The 18,219-nt window shown below is 44.6% G+C and carries 15 protein-coding genes and 8 tRNA genes; 6 read left to right on the forward strand and 17 right to left on the reverse strand.

Annotation, left to right across the window (positions count from 1 at the left end):
- Positions 1-93: 93 nt before the first annotated feature.
- The 3 genes from B9T34_RS07775 to B9T34_RS07785 all read left to right on the forward strand — a co-directional run bounded on the left by B9T34_RS07775 (position 94) and on the right by B9T34_RS07785 (position 4,319).
- Positions 94-654 (forward strand): YcxB family protein, encoded by a 561-nt coding sequence (locus B9T34_RS07775; protein WP_086212597.1) that lies wholly within the window; start codon positions 94-96, stop codon positions 652-654.
- A gap of 153 nt (positions 655-807) precedes the next feature.
- A complete protein-coding gene (locus B9T34_RS07780) occupies positions 808-3,432 on the forward strand; it encodes a PepSY domain-containing protein (RefSeq protein ID WP_086212598.1) in 2,625 nt (874 codons plus the stop codon).
- 107 nt (positions 3,433-3,539) lie between these two features.
- Positions 3,540-4,319, forward strand: a complete 780-nt coding sequence (locus B9T34_RS07785; protein WP_086212599.1) for a YdcF family protein — start codon at positions 3,540-3,542, stop codon at positions 4,317-4,319.
- On the opposite strand, the gene B9T34_RS07790 is transcribed toward B9T34_RS07785, so the two are convergent.
- From B9T34_RS07790 to B9T34_RS07840, 11 genes are all read right to left on the reverse strand, one after another.
- A complete protein-coding gene (locus tag B9T34_RS07790; protein ID WP_086212600.1) occupies positions 4,316-4,777 on the reverse strand; it encodes a DUF2750 domain-containing protein in 462 nt (153 codons plus the stop codon). The genes B9T34_RS07785 and B9T34_RS07790 overlap by 4 nt on opposite strands.
- An 86-nt stretch (positions 4,778-4,863) precedes the next feature.
- Positions 4,864-4,939: transfer RNA gene (locus tag B9T34_RS07795), tRNA-Val, on the reverse strand.
- A gap of 98 nt (positions 4,940-5,037) precedes the next feature.
- Positions 5,038-5,114, reverse strand: a tRNA-Asp gene (locus B9T34_RS07800).
- Positions 5,115-5,160: 46 nt separating this feature from the next.
- Positions 5,161-5,236, reverse strand: a tRNA-Val gene (locus tag B9T34_RS07805).
- Positions 5,237-5,267: 31 nt separating this feature from the next.
- Positions 5,268-5,344 (reverse strand) — tRNA-Asp (locus B9T34_RS07810).
- Between the two features lie 12 nt (positions 5,345-5,356).
- Positions 5,357-5,432: transfer RNA gene (locus B9T34_RS07815), tRNA-Val, on the reverse strand.
- 21 nt (positions 5,433-5,453) lie between these two features.
- Positions 5,454-5,530, reverse strand: a tRNA-Asp gene (locus B9T34_RS07820).
- Between the two features lie 49 nt (positions 5,531-5,579).
- A tRNA-Asp gene (locus tag B9T34_RS07825) sits at positions 5,580-5,656 on the reverse strand.
- 26 nt (positions 5,657-5,682) lie between these two features.
- Positions 5,683-5,758: transfer RNA gene (locus B9T34_RS07830), tRNA-Val, on the reverse strand.
- 407 nt (positions 5,759-6,165) lie between these two features.
- Positions 6,166-6,657: a cell wall-recycling L,D-carboxypeptidase ElsL gene (gene elsL, locus B9T34_RS07835; RefSeq protein ID WP_086212601.1), complete on the reverse strand. Its 492-nt coding sequence runs from the start codon at positions 6,655-6,657 to the stop codon at positions 6,166-6,168.
- Positions 6,654-7,055: a YbaN family protein gene (locus B9T34_RS07840; protein ID WP_086212602.1), complete on the reverse strand. Its 402-nt coding sequence runs from the start codon at positions 7,053-7,055 to the stop codon at positions 6,654-6,656. The genes elsL and B9T34_RS07840 overlap by 4 nt, the downstream gene beginning before the upstream one ends.
- 86 nt (positions 7,056-7,141) lie before the next feature.
- On the opposite strand from B9T34_RS07840, the gene B9T34_RS07845 reads away from it, so the two are divergent.
- The 3 genes from B9T34_RS07845 to dapE all read left to right on the forward strand — a co-directional run bounded on the left by B9T34_RS07845 (position 7,142) and on the right by dapE (position 9,549).
- Positions 7,142-8,002, forward strand: coding sequence for a DUF1853 family protein (locus B9T34_RS07845; protein WP_086212603.1), 861 nt, complete (start codon positions 7,142-7,144; stop codon positions 8,000-8,002).
- Between the two features lie 140 nt (positions 8,003-8,142).
- Positions 8,143-8,292 carry an entericidin A/B family lipoprotein gene (locus tag B9T34_RS07850; RefSeq protein WP_086212604.1) on the forward strand — a complete coding sequence of 50 codons (150 nt, stop codon included), beginning with the start codon at positions 8,143-8,145 and terminating at the stop codon, positions 8,290-8,292.
- Positions 8,293-8,412: 120 nt separating this feature from the next.
- A complete protein-coding gene (dapE, locus tag B9T34_RS07855; protein WP_086212605.1) occupies positions 8,413-9,549 on the forward strand; it encodes a succinyl-diaminopimelate desuccinylase in 1,137 nt (378 codons plus the stop codon).
- An 80-nt stretch (positions 9,550-9,629) separates the two neighbouring features.
- Here the strand turns inward: dapE and B9T34_RS07860 are convergent, their stop codons facing one another.
- From B9T34_RS07860 to pilG, 6 genes are all read right to left on the reverse strand, one after another.
- Positions 9,630-10,076 (reverse strand): hypothetical protein, encoded by a 447-nt coding sequence (locus B9T34_RS07860; protein WP_086212606.1) that lies wholly within the window; start codon positions 10,074-10,076, stop codon positions 9,630-9,632.
- 3 nt (positions 10,077-10,079) lie between these two features.
- Positions 10,080-14,585 (reverse strand): Hpt domain-containing protein, encoded by a 4,506-nt coding sequence (locus tag B9T34_RS07865; protein WP_086212607.1) that lies wholly within the window; start codon positions 14,583-14,585, stop codon positions 10,080-10,082.
- Positions 14,586-14,750: 165 nt separating this feature from the next.
- Entirely contained in the window at positions 14,751-16,823 is a 2,073-nt protein-coding gene (locus B9T34_RS07870) for a methyl-accepting chemotaxis protein (protein WP_086212608.1), read from the reverse strand.
- 43 nt (positions 16,824-16,866) lie between these two features.
- Positions 16,867-17,403, reverse strand: coding sequence for a chemotaxis protein CheW (locus tag B9T34_RS07875; RefSeq protein WP_086212609.1), 537 nt, complete (start codon positions 17,401-17,403; stop codon positions 16,867-16,869).
- Between the two features lie 6 nt (positions 17,404-17,409).
- On the reverse strand, positions 17,410-17,778 hold the full coding sequence (locus B9T34_RS07880) for a response regulator (RefSeq protein WP_086212610.1): 369 nt from the start codon (positions 17,776-17,778) through the stop codon (positions 17,410-17,412).
- Positions 17,779-17,805: 27 nt separating this feature from the next.
- Positions 17,806-18,189: a twitching motility response regulator PilG gene (gene pilG / locus B9T34_RS07885; RefSeq protein ID WP_086212611.1), complete on the reverse strand. Its 384-nt coding sequence runs from the start codon at positions 18,187-18,189 to the stop codon at positions 17,806-17,808.
- Positions 18,190-18,219: the final 30 nt, after the last annotated feature.

Below are 18,219 nucleotides of genomic sequence, written 5' to 3' on the forward strand. Positions count from 1 at the left end.
CGTTATAATTTGACTGATTTTGGAACAATATACTCACTGAAACGGTATAAATAATGCTAAACTTTTTACAGTTTGAAATTTGTTAGTTGAATCATGACCGCGAAAAATCTATACGCTTATACTTTGCAGCCTGTGGCTTATGAAGTTTCAGAAGCAGAACAGCGCAATGCACAGCTGGTACTGTCCCGCAGCAATTATAAAATTGGCACTAAAGCTTGGCTGATTATGGGTGCAATCATTGCCCTTTCAATTTTAGGTCTGGTGTTAATCAAAAACTACTCAACCGTATTCTGCTGGGTTGCTATTGTCTGTGTTGCTGTTTACTTCCTTGTCCGCAAATTCGGCATCGAATGGTATGTAAAACGCAAGCTGAAAGAAACACCTGTACAGGAAATTAAAGGCATTCGTCTAGGCGTACAGCCTCACGGCATTTCAATGCAGCAGCAGGTTGGCATGCAAATGGGCAACATGACCGTTGGCTGGAAAGACATTTACGAATGGTACAACACGCCTGAGTTTATTTTGATCAATTTCAAAATTAAAGATCAGCAAGGCGCATATATTTTGCCAAAACGTTTAGACAGCAAAAACTTCCCTTTTGCAACGATTCGCAAGCACCTCACTGAAACTGTGGGCGAGCCAAAAGCCGTATAATTTATATGCACATTTAAAAGCCTCCGCATCGGGGCTTTTTTATGCTCTATTTTTTCAAATGAGAATGAGAATAAAAATTAATAATACATATTCTCTGCGCAATCTCAGGGTATAATTCGCGGCATCTCGCATTTAGTCTAAACATTGAACGCCATGTTTAAAAAAACTCTCTTCCAGCTTCACTGGTTCTTTGGAATCAGTGCCGGTTTAATCCTCTCCATTATGGGGATCACTGGCGCCATTTATTCCTACGAACAGCCGATTCAAAAATGGCTGAATCCTGAAAGCTATACGGTTCAAGCCGAGCAAAAAGAAAAATTAACACCGGCGCAAATCTTTCAGCATTTCCAGCAAACCGATCCAAGTATTAAGATCAACAGCATTACCATCACTCCTTCCGCTACCGAATCATCTACCGTCAATGTTGTGAAAGAAGGCGCCAGACGCGGCCACAATATGATGATTAATCCTTACTCTGCCGAAATTCTGCCAGAGCTCAAAGGCCGTGATTTCTTTCCATTTATTCAGAAGCTGCACCGCACGCTGACTGCTGGCGCGTTTGGTAAACAGCTGACTGGCGCATCTACCCTGATCTTAATTTATTTTATTTTGAGCGGTATTTACCTGCGCTGGCCTAAAAAGCATTCGCTAAAACAGTGGGTCTTTGTTAAGCCAAAATTAAAAGGCCGCAATTTTATCTGGGACCTGCATGCCGTCATCGGCACATGGGTCGCTGTCTTTTATTTAATACTGGCAATGACTGGTCTGTATTGGTCATATGACTGGTGGCGCAGCGGCATGTTTAAGGTATTGGGTGTAGAGCGGCCTCAGCCAGCCATGCAGGCTGAAGCTCAGCCTCAAGGCGGTCACAAGCCGCCGCAAAATGCTCAATCCGCTGCGCAGCCTACGCCGCAAAATGCAGGTCATGGCGATGAGCAAGGTGAAGGCAAAAAGAAAAAAGGCCTGAAACCAGAACAGATCCATCTCGCTCTAACTCAAAGCTGGACGGGCTTTAATGCGCAAATTGGCCGTGAATACTCAAGTGTAACCTTTAATATTCCTAAAAAAGCCAATGGCGAATTGGAAATTCAATTTGTCGATGCCGTGCCGCAGCATGAACGTGCGCGCAACAAAGCGACCTATGATTACACTGCTTCCAGCATCAAAAAACTAGAACTGTATGAAGACAAAAAGCTGAATGAAAAAATCATGACCAGCATGCTGCCTGTACACCGCGGCAGTTTCTTCGGCCCCGTGTATCAATTTGCAGTGGTGCTTGCTTCCCTGATGATGCCGCTATTTTTTGTCACAGGCTGGATGCTATATTTAAAACGCCGCAAGCAAAAACGCTTAACCCTTGCTGCACGCAATCACTTAAATGCGGTGAGTACGGATCCAAATGCTCAGCCTTGGCTTATTGTCTATGCCTCACAAACTGGTGTTTCAGAACAGCTGGCTTGGCGTACCGCCACCAGTATGCAGGAAGCGCGTCAGCCCGTAACCGTAAAATCTGCACAGCAGCTGACTGCGGAAGATTTGAAACAGGCAGTTCAAGTGCTATTTGTCGCAAGCACTTACGGCACTGGTGAAGCGCCAGACCTTGCTTCAGTGTTTGAAAAGAAACACATGTCTCAATCTTTAGAACTGGGCCATTTAAAATATGCTGTGCTTGCACTTGGCTCTCAAGAATATCCTGACAGCTACTGCGCCTTTGGCCACCGCATTGATGCTTGGCTTAAAAACAATGGCGCGGCTCGTTTCTTTGACCTGATTGAAGTCGATAATGCCAATGCCGCGGCGATCCAGCAATGGAATCAAGCGCTTGCAAAAGCATCAAAACTTGAACTGCAAGCCATGAATATCGAAAAAACCTTCGATACATGGACATTGAAAAAACGTAATGTGCTTAACCCAAATAGTCTGGGAGCACCAGCATTCAATCTTGAATTCAGCCCAGAACATGAAGTGCTTTGGCAAGCAGGTGACATTGCTGAAATTCAGCCAGGCAACAGCGCAGACCGCATTGATGCATTCTTAACACAGCATCAAATTCATGCCAGCACAACAGCAGATTCAAGCGGCCAAAATATTGCAGCCATGTTATGGAACCGTGATTTAACCGCAGAAGTTGAACCTTTTGCCAATATGGATCATCTGCTCGAACAGCTGCCAGTATTACCGTCACGCGAATACTCCATTGCCAGCATTCCTGAGCAGCAAATGCTGCGCTTAGTGGTGCGCCAGCAATCTGATGCACAAGGGCAACTCGGCCTAGGTTCAGGCTGGCTGACTCAGCATACACAGATCAATCAGCAGATTGCCATGCGCATCCGCACCAATGAATCATTCCATCTGATTGCCGATAACCGACCAATGATTTTCATTGGCAATGGCACAGGCATCGCAGGTTTAATGAGTCTGCTTAGCGCGCGTATCCGCGCTGGCTATACCGACAACTGGCTAATCTTTGGCGAACGCCAGCATGACCATGACTTCTTCTATCAAAGCACCGTAGAAGCATGGCAAAGCACAGGGATGCTCAAACGCCTAGACTTGGCTTTCTCACGCGATCAGGCAGAAAAAGTCTATGTTCATCATAAATTAACTGAGCAGGCTAACGAGCTCAAAGCTTGGATTGACAAAGGCGCTGCCCTCTATGTCTGCGGCAGCATCAATGGCATGGCCAGCGATGTTGATGCGGTCTTGATCAAGATTTTAGGTGAAAGCGCAGTAGAGCAGTTAAGACAGGACGGCCGTTACCGCCGCGATGTTTACTAAAGTGCTTTAAGAAAAAACCGAGCCTAGCCGCTCGGTTTTTTTTGCCTGAATAAAACAGGCATCTTTGTTAAACTGCAACACAGTCTCAGGCTAATCAGCGCAGCATGATGAAAAGAATTTTATTATCCATTACAGGCTGTGCCCTGCTCATCAACAGCTTATGGCTGCTCTCCTTAGGCAAAATCCATTTTGGCATTCTGCTGCCGATTGCCATCAGTCTTGTTTTTATTGCCTGCGCTATATTCTATCCTGCGATACAGCGCGCATTAACTCAGTATCCTTGGCTGAAAAAAATATGGCAATGGTCTTGGGCCGCCTTCGGACTCTGGCTCATTTCATTGGCGGTCTTTTTTGCCTATTTGCAATATGCGGTTCAGCAATCTTCTTCAATACCGCAAGTCACAGCCATCATCGTTCTAGGCAGCGGAATAGAAAATGGACAGCCTTCGCCTACATTGAAGGCCCGTTTAGATGCTGCTGTGCCTGTGGTGCAACAAAATCCCCATGCTGCGCTGATCATGACAGGCGGTTTGGGGATGCATGAGCAGGTGTCTGAAGCTGCAGTAATGAAACAATATTTAGTTCAAAACTATCGTCTAACTGCTGAGCATATCTATTTAGAAGATCAAAGCACCAGCACAGCTCAAAACCTCAGCAACAGCAAGGTACTTTTAACAGCAATAAAGATCAGCTTGGATCAGCCGATAGCGATTGTGACCAGCGACTTTCACTTGCCGCGTGCGGCGGCAATTGCAAAACATGAAGGCTACCGCAATATTTACAGCGTCAGTGCGCCGACTCCGCTCTATATTCGCTACAATTCTTGGCTGCGCGAATATTTTGCCTATGCCAGCGGACTGCTACTGAATGAATATGAATTAAATTAATGAATCCGAATATTGCGAGGCAATGGAATATTTACATCTTTGAAAATTTCAGGCTTTTGCACATAAACCTGATATAAATAATTTTTTAGGTCTAATAACAGTTTTTCAGGCGCAACCAGAATATTTTGCCCCTCTGGCGTTAAATCCATAGAGACAGAAGTATTGTTTTCACGCAGAAATGGAATCACTTTTTCGACAAAGTCTTTCAGGGTTATTTCCTGCACTTCATAATTTGCCCAATTGTCTTTAATTAAAAGTTTTGCAAGGCTCTTATTTTTCCAGACGGCAAATGCTTTTTGACCGGTTGGGGTCGCGCATAATGCCCAGCCGTCTTGATACAGAGCCATCAAGCCTGCTTGCGCAACCATGGCTTCAATAAATTGTTTATAAATATCTTGAGGATTAGAAAGGGTTGTTAGAGTTTTTGTCGCTGCCTTGCGCTGATATGGATTTCTCATAGATTAAATTACGAATATTAAAATTATTATAGACGTTAAATTCTATGAAAAAATAATGTATTAGGCAAGCTTTAAGGAAGAAGATATGGTGGGCGCTGACGGGATCGAACCGCCGACATTCTGCTTGTAAGGCAGACGCTCTACCAACTGAGCTAAGCGCCCTGAGCGAAGAGTAACAAAGCGAAGCTTTGTCTAAGCGCAAGAGAAAAATCGAAGACTTTTCTAAAGGCATTCTCTTGAACAGAGATTTTTAAGATAAATGGCGCAGCGGACGGGACTCGAACCCGCGACCCCCGGCGTGACAGGCCGGTATTCTAACCAACTGAACTACCGCTGCATCACGTCACTTCTTTCGAAGTTACACTTTATATCTTAAAAAGATATGGTGGGCGCTGACGGGATCGAACCGCCGACATTCTGCTTGTAAGGCAGACGCTCTACCAACTGAGCTAAGCGCCCTTTAAGGGTTTGTTGCATTTATTCTTTGAAATGGCGCAGCGGACGGGACTCGAACCCGCGACCCCCGGCGTGACAGGCCGGTATTCTAACCAACTGAACTACCGCTGCATCACAAAGAAATGGTGGGCGCTGACGGGATCGAACCGCCGACATTCTGCTTGTAAGGCAGACGCTCTACCAACTGAGCTAAGCGCCCTCAAAAGATCTATCATGTAAATGGCGCAGCGGACGGGACTCGAACCCGCGACCCCCGGCGTGACAGGCCGGTATTCTAACCAACTGAACTACCGCTGCATCTACACAATGTCGCAATTGTGGTTCAAACGAATATTAAGATTTAAAGTGGCGCAGCGGACGGGACTCGAACCCGCGACCCCCGGCGTGACAGGCCGGTATTCTAACCAACTGAACTACCGCTGCACTTAAATCTTAACGCTGAAAAAGCTTGGTGGGCGCTGACGGGATCGAACCGCCGACATTCTGCTTGTAAGGCAGACGCTCTACCAACTGAGCTAAGCGCCCTTTCAAAACGTCTTCATCGTTTGATGAGGTGCATTATAGAGAATCCTCACTGAGTGTCAAACGCTTTTCTGCGAGTTTTCCACTTTTTAAGCCTGAGTGATTAAAAAATAGGTGATCTGCTGTAAAAAACTGCATTTTTTGTATAATTTTTAAATGCATAACTCATTTTAAAAGTATTACGACCGATTTTTTTCAAGAAAAAATACTGCTTTTGATCAACTCAATTCTATATATCTGCCAAGTTTGACTATTTTACATGCAGCTCAAATCAATTTTAAAAAATTATTGAGGATTCATGTAACTGTATTGTCTTTTGAGCAGATTATGCTGTTTAGAAAAACACCTCAAAAACTGAAGTTTCGGCTATCACGCATAACTATAGGCAAAATTGTATCGATGCTTTTGCCTTATTCGACAATATTGACCAAGGCCCCTTCTGGAATCAGTTCAAACAGCTCTGCTATTTCTTCGTTACGCATGCGAATGCAGCCATGCGACAGCGGGATGCCCATCTGTTCAGATTCTGGCGTGCCATGTATATAGATATAGCGATTATAGGTATCGCAGCCATCGCCCAAATTAAAGCCTTGTTCTAAACCACGCAGCCACAATATCCGCGATAAAATCCAATCTCTATCAGGATGTTCTGCAGCAAATTGCGCACTATAAATTTCTCCAGTCGGCTGACGGGCAATAAAAACACTATTTAAAGGCAAGTCTTGGCCAAACTTTTCTGCAACAGTATGCCAGCCGCGCGGTGTTTTGCCGCTGTTCTCTGCTTCACCAATCCCGTTTTTTCCTGTAGAAATCACGTAAAATTTATTCAGCTTATTTAAGCTCAGCGTTTGGTGTTTTAAATCAATTGTGATATCGGCCTGCTCAGGCGAATAATGCGTCATTTTGTGTTCTCAGTTTTATCGGCATTTAAAAGCGCTTGATGCTGCGGTTCAGGACGCATCCACAGCCAAATTGCCACCAAAAGCATGGTCACATCTGTAAAAATTTTAATGGCGAGCGGCGCATTGGTAAAGAACATAATTATGGCGCTGACCAGCATCATGCTGCTGGCAATCCATTTTGCTTTGCGGGGCACTGTGCCATTTTCACGCCATGCACGCAATGTTGCGCCATATTTAGGATGATTCAGCAGCCATGCATCCATTTGCGGCCAGCCTTTTGATGCAGCCCAAGCCGCTAAAATAAGAAAAACGGTTGTCGGCATGCCGGGCAATATTGCGCCTATAAAACCAAGAATGACAAAAATCACCACAAGGCTCCGCCAAAACAACGTTTTCATGCCGCATCCCACATTACAGATTTAAGGTAGTATAAAGTGTTTTTGCACATTATCCGTTGTTATTCTGCACTTTCCTTGGGCGACGCATGCACCTTCATTTTTTAGATCACGATTTTGATGAACGCTGGCTGGAACTTTCACAGCCCATGGTTCGCCAGCTGGCATTCAGTGTCGGCAGCGCCAATATTCTGCGCAGTCTGCCTCAGGAACTGCCAATAACGCACGCTTTTCAATTTCATAACGATGACGTTTGGCGCAAGCATTTAACACATTATTGGCCTCGCCTGCAGTATTTAGATCAGCATCCAGATGAACTGCTTGAATTCCTGCAAAAATTAAAAAGCACTCGGCTTGGCTTGCGCTTTGAAATGTTCATTTGGTTTTGGCTGCTGGAACAGCAATACCATCCTTATGAATTATTAGGCCACAGCATTCAAAAAATTGATGGCGCCAGAACTGTAGGTGAATTAGATTTTGTGCTCAAAAATACTGAAACAAATGAAATTGAGCATTGGGAAGTCGCGCTTAAATATTATCTCGCTGAACGCGATCTGTCTTTGCCCTTCTGGTATGGACTGAACCGTAGTGACACACTGAGCCGAAAACTGCATCATTTTACCCAAAAGCAATTCCAATTTTCTGAGGCGCTTGAACATCAAATTTCACGCCGCTACTGCATTTTAAAAGGTCAGCTATATTTGCCAGCCGCCCAGCACATACATACACTGCCAGACTGGATCAATCCTGCACGCAGAATGGGACTTTGGGCGCAGCAGCACCCTGCAGCAGCGCAGCACTTTTACCGGCTGCAGCGCCATGAGTGGATTTGCGTCAACCATTCTGCCAGCAGCCTGCCAGCACAGTGGTGGACTGATGGTTTATACAAATCTGCAGATGCAGAACATTACTATATGTACAGACAGCCAAGCTTATTAAGCTACCCATAAAATCAAATATTTACTCTGCCGATGAATTACATTCACTTACCTAAGCACTATAAAAAAAGCACATATTTTAAGCAGTGTATTTTTTAATCTAAATCTCACATCAGAATAATTTTAATTATTCAAAATAAACGGAGATGATCATGCAAAAAATTCTAGCTGCTACACTACTTATTACTTTTGCTCTAGCTGGCTGTAACACTGTAAAAGGTGTCGGCAAAGACGTATCTAAGGCTGGTGAAGCTGTAACCGGCACTGCTGAAAAAACATCTGAAGAAATCCGCCGCAATTAATTGAATTAAAATCAGCTTTAGTGCTGAATTTTTAAAAACCCTATTTAAATAGGGTTTTTTTATGTTTAATTTTGCTGATTCGCCTATTATATTACGAACTTTTAGATTTTTAGACTCAGCATGACTTCATCCGCGACCCTTGATCTTAGCCTTGAGCTTCTACGTCAGCCTTCTGTGACTCCTGTCGACCATAGCTGCCAAAACATTATGGCAGACCGTTTGGAAAAAGCAGGCTTCAAAATTGAAAATATGCGTTTTGAAGACGTGGATAACTTATGGGCGCGCCGCGGTACAGAGTCACCTGTCTTCTGTTTTGCCGGCCATACCGATGTTGTACCGACTGGCAGCCTTGACGCATGGGGTTCAGACCCATTTGCCCCAGAAATTCGTGACGGCAAACTATATGGCCGCGGCAGCGCAGACATGAAGACCGCTTTGGCAGCAATGGTGGTTGCATCTGAACGTTTTACAGCTAAACATCCAAATCATAAAGGCTCAATCGCTTTCTTAATTACCTCTGATGAAGAAGGCCCTTCTATTAATGGTACGGTAAAAGTTGTTGAAACACTGGAAGCCCGTAATGAAAAAATGACTTGGTGTCTGGTTGGTGAACCGTCAAGCACCAATACGTTGGGCGATATTGTGAAAAATGGCCGCCGCGGCTCTTTAAACGCAAAATTAACCGTGAAAGGCAAACAAGGCCATGTCGCTTATCCGCATTTGGCCCTGAACCCAATTCACATGGCATCTAAGGCGATTGCAGAACTATGTGAAACAGTGTGGGATAACGGCAATGAATACTTCCCAGCAACCACTTTCCAAATTTCTAACATCAATTCAGGCACTGGCGCGACCAATGTTGTCCCTGGCACGTTAACGACCCTCTTCAACTTCCGTTACTCTACAGAAGTGACGGCTGAAGAATTAAAAGCGCGCACCTTAGAAATTTTAGACCGCCATCAAGTTAATTATGATATTGAATGGACGCTTTCAGGCTTGCCGTTCCTTACTCCAGTCGGCGAATTGGTCAATGCCGCTAAAAAAGCGATTTTGAATGTAACCGGTGTTGAAACTGTGCTTTCAACCAGCGGCGGCACTTCTGATGGGCGATTTATCGCACCTACAGGCGCGCAAGTGCTTGAATTAGGCGTATTGAATGAAACCATTCACCAAGTGAATGAACATGTTAATGTTGCTGATCTAGAGCCTCTAGCAGAAATCTACGAACAGATTCTAGAAGGCTTATTGGCTGAATAAAATACTTAGTGCATAAGACATAAAAAAGGAACTCCGCAGAGTTCCTTTTTTATTATTTTAAAATCGGCTCAAACTAAAGGTTATAAACCAATTGTTGACTGAATATGCGTCAAATTTGGAATGTGATACACGTGCTCATTCATACGTACATATTGGAAAACTGCAGGATCAGTCATGACATGATCTTCATCGACAATTTCCGAAATACGCAAGCGGATTGACGTTGGCATTTCATTACACATCAGCGCAAAACGCTGACGCACATCTTCACCTTCAATCACCAGCGCTACGCCATTTTTACGCTCTGGCTCATTAACTGCATATACCGGCAGTTTCAATTCATGCCACTCTACACTTTGCACTTTGGTTGTGCTGTCCAATGCTGACAGCACAATATTTTGCGGCAGCAGCATCGGCTCTTTACCATGGCATTCAATAATATAGGCATCAATAAATCCAGTAGATACCGTAATTAAATGCTGCAGTTCCTGCTGATTAATTTCATTGGATACAGTAGTCTGACTCATCGATTACCCCTGTTTTTCTGCAATTAAACTTTCGACATTGGCAAGCAGCTCAGCCTCTTGGAATGGTTTACCCATATAGTGCGTCACGCCCAAGCTGAATGCTCGTTCACGGTGTTTTTCACCTGTACGTGAGGTAATCATGATAATCGGCAAGTCTTGATGAATTTCATGATGTCGAACCAAGTTAGTCACTTCAAAACCATCCATGCGCGGCATTTCAATATCCAGCAGCATTAAGTCTGGTCTCACATTTTCCAGCTGCTCCATCGCGTCTACGCCATCTTTTGCTGTCACCACATCGAAACCTTGTCGTTCCAGCAAGCGTGTTGTTACCTTACGTACAGTCACCGAGTCATCCACAATCATGACTAAGCTGCGCGCATTGCCATGACGGGACAGATCTCGCTGATCTTTACTTTTTGTCACACGCTGTGTGGTCTGAATCTGACGGGCAATACTTTGACCATCAAGAATCAAACAAACCTGCCCATCACCCAAGATGGTTGCACCGGCAATCGCGCCCACGTTTGAGAACTGATGGCCAATTGGCTTCACAACAATTTGCGAGCGTGAACCGACCAGCTGATCGACCAGCAGCGCAATGGTTTGACCACTGTTACCTTTGATCAGCAGTACAGGCAATGAGTGTGAAATCTGACTTAAGCGCGGTGCAGGCTGATTTGAAACAAACTCAGACAGATAACGCAGTTTATAGTGCGTATTGTCGATTTTGAATGTATCCGCTTTGCTAGCGAAATAGTCTTCCAATGCAGATGGTGCAATACGCACAATACGGTCAATTTGCGCCAGAGAAACAGCAAACTGCTGATCGCCAGATTTCACCATTAAGGCATCGCTGACTGATACTGTCGTCGGTACACGAATTGTAAATGTCGTGCCCTGACCCATCACCGAATCAACAGTAACGTGGCCGCCCAAAGCTTTAATTTCACTTTGCACAACGTCCAAGCCCACACCACGGCCAGAAATCTGAGTGACCGCCTGTGCCGTACTGAATCCCGGATGGAAAATCAGCTGCAGAACTTCTTGTTTATCCAGAACCTGATCAGCTTTAATCAAGCCTTGGCTTAATGCCTTAGCTTTGATGTTAGACTCATCAATCCCTTTGCCATCATCACTGAACGATACCAGTACATCTGTACCTTGTCGGCTAATATTCAGAACAATATTACCGGTCGCAGGCTTATTCAGCGCGAGACGCTCTTCAGTATCTTCCAAACCATGGTCAATCGCGTTACGGAGCATATGCTCGAACGGCGTCACCAAACGTTCCAGAATGGTACGGTCCAATTCACCTTCAGTGTTTTGGACAATCAATTCTGCAGGACGGTTTAGTGTAGATGATGTTTGACGCACAATACGCTGCAAACGCGGCAGCATGCGTGAGAACGGCACCAAACGCGTCCGCATCAGACTTTCTTGAATTTCGGCCTGAATACGTGATTGCTGCAATAGCAAACCTTCGGTATCTCGGATTTTTTCAGAAAGCGTGCTCTTGAAGTCAACTAAATCCGATGCAGATTCCGCAAGTGATTTAGACAGCTGGTTTAAAGACGAATATTGGTCCATTTCCAGCGGGTCAAAATCTGCATAACGTGAATTGTCTGAACCATGCTTGGCAATAATCTGAGACTCAAGCTCACCATCCATTCGGCGCAGCTGGTCGGCCAAACGTTTAATGGCCAATTCCATCTCGTTCAGCGTATTGCCCAACTGGCCCAAATCCATCTCAATCCGCGAGCGGTTAATTGAGTTTTCGCCCGCCAAGTCAATCATTTTCTCAACGAGGTCTGCAGAAATACGGATCATCTCATTACTGTTGTCCGTTCTGAGCGAATCAGACCATTCTCCCTGCATTGATGGAGGCTCAACACCATCGCCTTGAATGAACTCGAATCCACGCGAAGCCTGTGACGGCTCAACCCGTGTAAAGCTGTTCGGCAATTGCGCTGTAACATTGACAAATTCAATTGCATCTAAGCTGTTTTGAATACTGTCAAAGTTGCTGTAATCTTTGCTGAAAATCGCCTGCTTTAACCAGCTGACCGTTGTTTGCAAAAGATGATCATAAACATTTGAACTGAAATGATGTACCGCAAACTGTTCAAAAGTACTTTCTAAACGGTAAGAAATTGACGCGACAGGCTCATTTTCAACCATACGTGCGCCACCTTTAATACTGTGGGCAGCACGCTGTAATTGAAGCAAAATACTACGGTCGCTTCGCTGTTCAAACCATTGTGTTAAAAGCTTTTCGGTTTGATCTAAAACTTCTTCAGCTTCTTCTAAGAAGGTTTCTTCAACCACTGAACGCAGTGCGGCATCTTCGTCAGACATTGCAACAGCTTCAATTAAACGCTCCACTGGTGCTGAAACTGTACTAGGCGCTTGAACAGGCGCTGCAACTTCAATCAGTGTTTCAGTAACCTGATCTTCAGGCTCTGCACTGAGCTCTTCTACTAATTGAACTTCAGCAAGTGCTTCAGGAGCAGTACGTGCTTCAGCTTCTGTAGTTTCAACTGCTGCAGCTGGGATAGATGCAATACTTTCAACAGCGGCAACTTCAACAGAAGCAGTACCTGCACCAACAGCAATAGCTTGAATATTTTGAACAATATCAATCACTGCATCTGCAGGATAGTCAACTTGCTGCTCACGGATGGTTTGAATACGGTCTGATACATCATCCTGTACAAGTCGGATAATGCGGATTAATGCAGGATTAATTGGGATTTGATTACGAATGATGCGTTCATAAACAAATTCCAGCTCATGCGCAATTAAACCGATATGCGATGCTGAAATCATATTTGCGCCACCTTTTAGAGTGTGCAAATAACGCATCAGGTTATTCAATGCGCCAACATTATTCTGATCATTGGTCCATGTACTTAAATCATCATCAATCCCTGCAAGCAACTCATCCGCCTCTTCAAGGAAGATTTCCAGCAAATCATCATCAAAGTCTTTATTGGCTTCATCAGAGTGCTGCTCTGCGCGTGCAGACGCAATGCGCTGGCTAAGCTGTGCATAATCAACACCTGCAGAAACTGCTGCAGCAGGCATTTCTGCAACTGGCACTACTGCAACAGCTTGCGGCTGTTCTGCAATATGCTCTACATCTTGCTGTACAAAAGCAGCCAATTCACTTAACAGTTTTTGCGCGTCAGCTTCCAGCACCACACGCTGTCCTGCAGCAAGCGTATCGAATAAATGGATAAATTCCTGATGCGCTTGGGCAAACAATTCATAGGCATAATTCAAGTTCAGCAGCGCCGGTTTTTCGGCCAGCACATCGTAGCCGCGTTTCAATTCCGTGGTGAACTCATTGATGCCCGAAGAAGCCCTATTGTCCGTATGCTGCAGCAACAAAGCGGCTTGCTCGCTTAAGGTGTGCAGATATTCTGGGAACTCTGCTTTAGCGCGGCTGTCAAATTCAAATTCAGCATCTAATAACTGATCAATGTTCAATTCAATCAGTTTAGACACTAAGCCTTGCGGGTTCAGATCAGCACGGACGCCTTCAGCTGCAAAACCATAATCTTCCCAAGCAGTATGGAAAGTTTCATAAATTGCATCTAATTTCGAGGTATTGCTTTCTCGCATGGTCAGCAAATAGTCTCTTACAAATTCAGCATACTGAATCAGCAATGCGCTTTCTTTAGATGTTGAAACAATGTCTTCTTGCAGCAATGTTTTGAACAGGTTCTCAACTTTCGAACTGGCTTCAAAAATATGCTCAATCTGCGCCATAGATGAACTGCCGCGCAGCGTATGCAAGGCGCGGATCAAACCATTGTAATCAGAGCTTTGTTCGCTGTCTGTTTTCAAGAATTGATCAATAGTGTTCAGATGCTCTTCAGCTTCTTCAATAAAGATCGAAACCGTTTCTTCAAGGTAGCTGTCATCTTGTCCAGCAACAGCAGAGGCTTCAGCTGCATCTGCTGCCTGCGGTTCATCAGCAAGCTCTAAGCCCGTGTAGCCATTGGGCGAATTTAAAGTATCCGCCAAACTTAATAACTCCTGCAGCGCAGGCTCTGGGCTGATGCCCTGCTGCAATTGCTGGCCCAACAGGACCAGCGGACGCAAATCAACATCCAGCTCTGCAACTGTCTTAAATTTCGGATACAGTTTGTATTGATAAACGTTCAGAACCGTTTGAGCAAATTTCTGAATTACAGGCTTCAGCACAATGCTGCCTGCAATAACGCGGTTCAGCGTATCTTCCACAGCCCATGCAGTTTCACCGGCAGACTTTGCCCCCACCATACGGCCAGACCCTTTTAGGGTATGGAAATGACGGCGAATCGTAGTCAGCGTTTCAGGATTATTCGGCTCTTCTAGCCAACCCGTAAATAAAGAATTTAATTCAGCAAAGATCTCTTCTATTTCTTCTACAAAAATTTCTAAAATTTCCGCATCTTGATCTAGATAGCTATCTTCCGGCAGCGTAGTCGTTTCTACTAAATTTTTTAATATTTCTTTCATAGCTAAGGCTTCTTACGTTTTGCCACCAAGCAGGGTGCTCAAACTTAATTGTAACCATCACACGAGACTCGGCTTATTGGTGCAGAGTTCATCTTGATGATGCATTATCTGTGTTTTGTGATGCGCCTTGCCCTTAAGCAAGGCGCATCCCCCTAAGCCTTTGACTTACTCTGGAAGTTTAAAGTCAGATACAGATTCACGTAATGATTCGGCCATGTTTGCCAATTCAGATACCGAACGTGCCGTATCAAAGGTTGCAGTTGTCGTTTGCGAAGTAATTTCCTGTACGACGTTCATCGTTGTTGCAATATGGCCCGCAGAAGCAGACTGCAATTTTGCAGCATCAGAAATGTTCGCAATCAGTTTTGCCAAGCTGCCTGATACGTTTTGAATCTCATCCAGTGCCACACCGGCATCCTTAGACAAGTTCGCACCGCGTACAACTTCCGAAGTGGTTTGTTCCATGGAAATAACCGCTTCGTTGGTATCGGTCTGAATGGTTTTCACCAAGCCTTCGATCTGTTTCGTTGCAGACGCTGAACGTTCCGCAAGACGCTGTACCTCATCCGCTACCACGGCGAAACCACGGCCTGCTTCACCTGCCATAGACGCCTGAATCGCAGCGTTCAAGGCCAAGATGTTCGTTTGGTCGGCAATATCGTTAATCAAGGCTACGATGTTACCAATCTCTTGCGATGATTCACCCAGACGTTTAATACGCTTCGATGTTTCCTGAATCTGTTCACGAATCGTGTCCATACCTTCAATCGAACGGTTTACAACTTGCGCGCCATTGGCAGCAATTTGTACTGAACGTTCCGCAACCACAGCAGACTCATCAGCGTTGGCAGATACTTGGTCAATAGACACTGCCATTTCGTTAATTGCGGCAGATGCGCCTGCAATTTCCTGCGCCTGATGCTCAGATGCTTCAGCAAGCTGGTTGGTAATGCCCTGTGTATTTGCCGTATATTGTGCAACTTCCTGAGAAGTTTCGGTAATACGAGATACAAGGTCACGCAGCTGGTCAATCGCGAAGTTAATCGAGTCGGCAATTGCGCCCGTAAAATCTTCAGATACCGTTGCATATGAACGCAAGTCACCGTCTGCTAAGTCGGCGATCTCATCGAGAAGACGTAAAATTGCGTTCTGGTTACGGTCATACTCTTCTTGTAAACGAGTTACACGCTGTTTATCAGAAAGGCCGCGCAGTGCAAGTAAGCGGAATACGCAGATCAAGAAGCCGACTAAGCAAAGCAGCAAGAACAGTGCAGGAATCGCAATCGCCCAGTTTGAACCGCTGGACAGCTTGTTCAAGTTAGTCAACAGTTCATCTGACTGTGCAAAAATCGATGCAGATGCTTGACGTACTTTTACAATTTGCGTTGAGTTTTTCAGAATGGTTGCAGATGCAGATTTCAATACATCGTCATATTCAGATTTAATGCCCGCTAGAGACTCACGCAGCGCTTCATCAGAAATACGTTCTACACCCAACTCTGCACTGCCGTTCAGCTGTGCATTCAGGTATGAACCGAAAGTTTCTGTATCGGCACTGAAGTCATCCGCAGATTCACGAGAGCTTTCATTACCTGTCAAAACCGAACTGATTGAACGCAAGATACGTTCCGCAATGAACACTTGGTTCTTCGCAATAACCACCTGGTTTGACGGCATGTTTTGACGCGCCATTTGGTCAACCATCAAGTTGTATTCAGCCTGAATACCTGGAATGGTTTCACCAATCGCAATGTTCGTGTCATACAGCTTGTTAATGATTTTTTGCTGTGAAGAAATCAGCGTAATGCTGTCAGATACTTGCTTCCACTGCGCTTCAACAGATTTTAAAGCCTGTGTAGATGCATGCGTATCTTTTACAACTTCTAAGTTTTCTGCAAAAGAAGTTTGCGACTCAGCCAATTTCTTGATGGATTCAGGCGTACCCGATGCTGTCGCTTCAGTCGCTTGACGTGAAATCGTTTGAGATAGTAAACGCAATTCACCTAGGCTTCGTGTTAATTCATTGTTGCGAGGAACGCTGTAGAATAAATATAGCAAGATGAAAATTGCTACAAATAAACAGAAGGCTGCACCCAAGATCAAAGGCTTAGACTTTTCACTGTCACCAAATACACGCGATAACTGTTCTGTTTGTGATTGAAACTTGGCTATTAAAGCATTTCCGCCTTTACGGCCAGCGCCTTCGCCCGTATTTTTCTTCTTAAGTTTAAAGCCCATGCAGCTTCTCCCCGTTTTCGGCCTACCTGTTTAGGTGCGACAATTAATTTATAAATTTTATTGATGCGTTCATATATTTAGGATTTTGCATCAAGCTGCTGAATAAGAAGACATGCCACTGCTGATTGTGCTGGTGAAAATACCCTTTGCAATATTCTTGCAAATTGCTGTCTAACTCAGTGCCTGCAGAAAAGTAACTTTTCTTATTAAAATGCTGGATCCCCAAAACCTGATCAACGACTAAACCGACATAATGGTCATTATGACTGATGCACAATACTTTTTGAGTTGGTGAGTAGGTGCTTCTCCGTCCTGTAATGTACTGCGCCAAATCTGACACAGACAGCAGGCGTCCCCGGATATTCGCCAGGCCCTGCACCCAAGACTGCGTATTCGGCACCGGTGTACATTTTGGCGGATAGATTACCTCAGAAACTTCACCTAAAGGGGCAACAAAATATTGCCCCATCATCTCAAAAGCAATGCCTGACCATCGGTTTACTTCATTTTCAGTCGAAACGTAGTTTTTGTTGCCACGTTTTGCTATTCGAAGTAATTCGATAAATCCATTTGCTGCCATAGAGTTTTACTCTGCATTGAGGTGGTGTTTAATCACATCAATTAATTGTTTTTCATCAACAGGTTTAGTCAAATAATCAGAAGCGCCTTGGCGTTTGCCCCAAACACGGTCCGTTGCCTGATCTTTTGTGCTGACAATGACGATTGGAATGTGTTTCGTGGTTGCGCCGCGCGAAATTTGGCGTGTTGCCTGAAAGCCATTTACACCTGGCATAACAACATCCATCAGTACTAAATCTGGCAACTCTGCTTCCGCCATCGTCACACCGTCTGCGCCATTTGAAGCTTCAATCACTTCAAAGCCGTGCTTTCCGAGAATTTCCTTAAAACGGAAAGTTTCAGTCGGTGAATCGTCCACGATTAAAATACGTGCCATTCCATTCCCCCAAAAAATAAATCTTAATTATACAGTTACATGATTACGGATAGCGTTCAGCAATTCGTCCTTGCTGAATGGTTTTGTTAAATACTCGTCTGAGCCAACAACACGTCCTTTTGCTTGATCAAACAAGCCATCCTTACTGGAAAGCATGACGACAGGGATATTTTGATAGTTTTGCGAATTTTTGATTAATGCGCAGGTTTGATAGCCGTCTAAACGCGGCATCATAATATCGACAAAAACGATATCAGGATTTGCTTCGGCAATTTTTGACAATGCTTCAAAACCGTCAACTGCAGTTACAACTTCACAGCCTTCACGCTGCAATAAAGTTTCTGCTGTACGGCGGATGGTTTTTGAATCATCAATCACCATGACTTTTAAATTTTGGAATTTTTCGTCCATCAGTATGACCCTACCATTTTATATGCACTT

Origin of the sequence: Acinetobacter sp. ANC 3813 (genome assembly GCF_002135435.1) — a bacterium.
Lineage (GTDB): Bacteria > Pseudomonadota > Gammaproteobacteria > Pseudomonadales > Moraxellaceae > Acinetobacter.